At 45.7% G+C, this 4,573-nt stretch carries 3 protein-coding genes; 1 reads left to right on the top strand and 2 read right to left on the bottom strand.

Annotation, left to right across the window (positions count from 1 at the left end; translation table 11 throughout):
- Nucleotides 1-2,845: transcription-repair coupling factor (mfd, locus tag ACP45E_RS11085; RefSeq protein WP_069585013.1), on the bottom strand; the 2,845-nt coding region annotated here is incomplete at its 3' end.
- 10 nt (nt 2,846-2,855) lie between these two features.
- Entirely contained in the window at nt 2,856-3,422 is a 567-nt protein-coding gene (locus ACP45E_RS11080) for a hypothetical protein (RefSeq protein WP_017037021.1), read from the bottom strand.
- Between the two features lie 214 nt (nt 3,423-3,636).
- On the opposite strand from ACP45E_RS11080, the gene ACP45E_RS11075 reads away from it, so the two are divergent.
- Nucleotides 3,637-4,573: ABC transporter permease (locus tag ACP45E_RS11075; RefSeq protein ID WP_069585015.1), on the top strand; the 937-nt coding region annotated here is incomplete at its 3' end.

Here is a 4,573-nt window from a genome sequence, read left to right as displayed (position 1 = left end):
CTAGGGTGAAGCCAGCCCCTAAATCTTCCAGTGATGCGATGGCATCTAGACGTTTGATGGCGTCTTTACTCATTGCTTTTGGATGAGGAGTAAGGAGATAGGCGTAAGCTTGGTGATGCGAACGTCCTACGCGCCCACGCAATTGGTGAAGCTGCGCGAGCCCGAGATTGTCGGCACGATCCATGATGATGGTGTTGGCGGTCGGGACATCAATACCGGTTTCAATAATGGTAGTACACACCAATAAATTGAAGCGCTGGTGGTAGAAGTCGTTCATGACTTTTTCCAGTTCTCGCTCTCGCATTTGACCGTGAGCGGTGGTAATTCGAGCCTCTGGAACCAGTTTGGCTAAATTCTCTGCGACTTTATCGATGGTGTCGACTTGGTTGTGTAGGAAATAAACTTGCCCGCCACGCATGATTTCTCGAAGAATCGCCTCACGAACAACGCCATCATCATTTTCTCGAACAAAGGTTTTTATGGCTAATCTTCTGGCGGGGGGAGTAGCAATAATGGACAGATCACGCATGCCACTCATTGCCATATTGAGTGTTCTAGGAATCGGGGTGGCTGTGAGGGTTAAAATGTCTACATCCGCCCTCATTGCTTTTACTTTCTCTTTTTGCCTGACACCAAAACGGTGTTCCTCATCGACGATGAGAAGGCCAAGGTCATTGAACTTAAGATCACTTGAGAGCAATTTGTGAGTGCCGACGAGAATATCAACCTTTCCGTCGGTTACATCTTGCATGATCGCTTTTTGCTCTTTCGCTGATTTAAATCGAGACAGGACTTCAACTCGAATCGGTAGGTTAGCAAATCGGTCACGAAAGTTTTCAAAGTGCTGTTGGGCAAGTAGTGTCGTTGGTACCAGCACCGCAACTTGCTTGCCATTGTCTGTACTGACAAACGCTGCGCGCATTGCTACTTCTGTTTTACCAAAGCCTACATCACCACAGACGAGTCGATCCATTGCTTTGGCTTGACACATGTCGGACATGACGGCATTAATTGCTGTGGCTTGGTCATCGGTTTCTTCAAATGGGAACCCAGATTTGAAGGTAGCGTATTGACCGCGATCGAGGACAAACTTGTAGCCTGGTTTGAGTTCACGTTTAGCGTAGACATCGAGCAGTTCTGCTGCAACGTCACGTACTTTTTCTGCCGCGCGTTTACGAGCTTTTTGCCATGCCTCGCCACCCAGTTTGTGCAAAGGTGCGCTTTCTTCTGCCCCACCTGAATACCGACCAATAAGGTTTAATGACGCTACTGGAACGTAAAGTTTGGCGTCATTTTGATACTCGAGTGTCACGTATTCGGTGATCATGCCGCCCGCTTCGAGTGTTTGCAGGCCAATATAGCGACCGATACCATGATCAATATGCACCACAGGTTGGCCGGTTTTTAGCTCTGCAAGGTTACGAATGACCGAGTCACTGTTGGTGGTCTTTCGATCTTTTCTGCGTCGTTGAATAACGCGGTCACCCAACAAGTCACTCTCACAAATGAAAGCGATATTCGATGCAGTATCGACGAAGCCATATTCGGATGCGCCTAGAACAAGGGTGAACTTATTGCTGCTTTTGATTGCGTTGCTGAAGCTATCTTCTTCAATAGGTCGTAACTTGATCCCTTGCAGTAACTCAAGCAGTGCTTCTCTTCGGCCTTCAGACTCCACAGAGAAAATGATCTTCCCTTGGAATGTTTCTGAAAATTGGCGAAGTGCGGCTAAAGGTTCTTTATTCTTGTGTTGTACGGATAAGTCCGGTAACGATTCCACCGCGAGGTTGCTTCGCCCTGATTTGTCCGGAATGTCTTTAATAGACAGTAAGGTTTGAGGCAACTGCTTAAAAAAGCGAAACAACTCGTCTTTTTTCAACCACAAGTCACCCGGTGGAAGCAAAGGTCGAAGTGGGTCGATTTTTCGTTGCTCATAGCGATGCTCTACATCGGTGAGGAAGGCATCAATCGCAGGCTCTATATCGCCGACAACAATTAATTGACTGCCAGGGGTTATATAGTCAAACAAGCTCTCAGTGTGATCGAAGAATAGGGGTTGCCAATATTCGATACCAGAAGGCCATGTGCCTTTTGTAACCTGCATATAAACAGATTCAGGCTCTCTTCGAGCATCGAAACGTTGACGCCAGCGAATTCTGAAATCTTCAATTGCCGATTCTGATGTCGGAAACTCATGGGCTGGAAGCAATCGGATTTCCTGAATGTCCTCGATAGAGCGCTGATTCTCGGGATCAAAGGTACGAATAGTATCAATTTCATCATCAAAAAAATCGATCCGATAAGGGTCTTTGCTGCCCATAGGGAAAAGATCGAGAATAGAGCCTCTGCTGGCATATTCACCTGGCCCAAACACTTGATCGACATGGCGATAGCCGGATTGCTCTAATTGAGTGCGCAGTTTTTCAAGAGAAAATAGATCACCGGTTTTCACCATTAAGGTGTGCTGCAGCAAAAACTCTCGAGGAGACTGCTTTTGTAGCAAGGTACTTATTGGAACAATGGTGATTCCTGAGGTAAGAGACGGCAATTGATACAGCCGTGCTATACGATCGGAAATAATCTCTTGATGGGGTGAAAAGTTATCATAAGGCAGCGTTTCCCAATCAGGGAATAAGGCCACTTCTTGATCGGTGAATTGTTCGATCTCTTGCTGCAGTTTTAATGCGGTTTGTGGATCGGCAACAGCGAGCAAGGTATGGTTTTTATGGGTGTCGGCAAGTTCGGCGATAGCCAGAGAGAGGCTAGAACCTTTGAGGTTACCGATGAATTTTTTATCTCCCGCACCGCTGGGTGTCGATAGAGAAAGAAGTTTTGATATCGTCATGAAAGGGTACTTATTTGTCTCTATTAAGGGAGCGCTGACGCAGGAGTTTTTGTTGTTGGTAGAGCGCGGCTCGAATCAGTATGTCTTCGTCTGCGTCTCTTAATAATGTGTACTGGATAGTCGTATCCCAGCCTAAGTCATGTTGCTCTACAGAGCTGATTTCGCCGTAACAATAAATGGCTGCAGGCGGGTGATCTAAGAATAATTTGACTCGCGTTTTTGTCCCCACCGCCAGTTTAGCTTTGCTGTAATAAGAAAAGACGCTCGCACCAAATGAATGGGTTGTATTACGAAACTGTTCATCGTCTTGTTGAGAAAGCATGAACGTCAGCAGCAAGTTGAGCTTAGAATTTTGTGTGTCTAACAGTTGCACAACATGTTTGAAATCGCTGTTCGTCAGCTCGATTCGTGCAGACTCGTTAAGCTTATCAAGTTGGCTAAATTCACTCGATACAATAAAAGGAGTCGGGATCTCGGCCTCGAAGACGTCATTAGAAGGGAAGACAAATTCTGCCGATAATGGCTCGATGTTCGCCGTCATCTTATGTTGAACGGAAAAAAACGCCTGATCTGACATAGTAGAGCTCCTTTTATTGCCGATCGCACCCCTTTTATTATTGCCAATAGAAGGAATTTTGTAATGCTTGAGTTGTGATTATCGCCATCGCTACAAACATATCAAGGTATGTCTCTGTAATTGAGTACAATTAACTTATTTTTAGCAAATTAGGGCTATAACCTGAGTACGTAAATCGTTAAAGTATGTGGTTCAATTTATCTTGGTTTTAACTATGACTCTTCCCATTTCGTTCTATATCGGTCTGCGTTACCTCAGGGGACGATCCGGTGATAGATTCAGTCGATTTGTCTCTTACATGTCGACAGCTGGTATTACTATTGGTGTTATGTCTTTGATTACGGTTCTTTCGGTTATGAACGGGTTTGAGGCGCAATTGAAAAGCCGCATTTTGGGGGTACTGCCTCAAGGGGTCATTTCTCAAGATAATGATAAAACGGAGTATACGACTGATATTCCAGATTTTATTTCTCAAATGTCTGATCAAAAAGCCCCTGAACCGATTGTTCGTAGTGAAGCAGTTATCCAAAGTGCCTCTCAATTGACCGCAGGAATGATGCTGGGCATCTTGCCTGCAGAGAATGACCCAATAGAAAAACACTTAATTGCAGGGCGGTTGTCCGATCTCAAACAGGGTGAGTATCATGTGTTTCTTGGCCATAGCCTAGCCCGTTCTCTCAACGTTTCAACGGGTGACAAAGTTCGACTGATGGTGACAAGCGCGAGTCAATACACGCCTTTTGGCCGTATACCAAGCCAACGTAATTTTACTGTCGCGGGGCTTTTTAACACTGGGTCTGATGTCGATGCACAGTTGATGGTCACGCATTTGTCTGATGCGGCTAGGTTACAGCGATATTCACCCGATACGATTTCAGGATGGCGTCTCTTTTTTGATGACCCGTTCGTTGTGGCGGATTTATCCAAACAAGCACTTCCTCAAAACTGGCATTGGAGCGATTGGCGTCAGCAACGAGGTGAGCTTTTCCAAGCGGTTCAAATGGAAAAGAATATGATGGGGCTAATGCTAGGTCTGATTGTCGGTGTGGCGGCGTTCAATATCATTTCAGCCCTTATTATGGTGGTGATGGAAAAACAGTCGGAAGTGGCCATCTTAAAAACACAGGGCATGAGCGATCACCAAGTACTCG

The organism is Vibrio genomosp. F10 str. 9ZD137, from assembly GCF_049974785.1.
Lineage (GTDB): Bacteria > Pseudomonadota > Gammaproteobacteria > Enterobacterales > Vibrionaceae > Vibrio.
The sequence above is the reverse complement of the archived record's forward strand: the minus strand, read 5'-3'. Positions and strand labels throughout refer to the sequence as shown.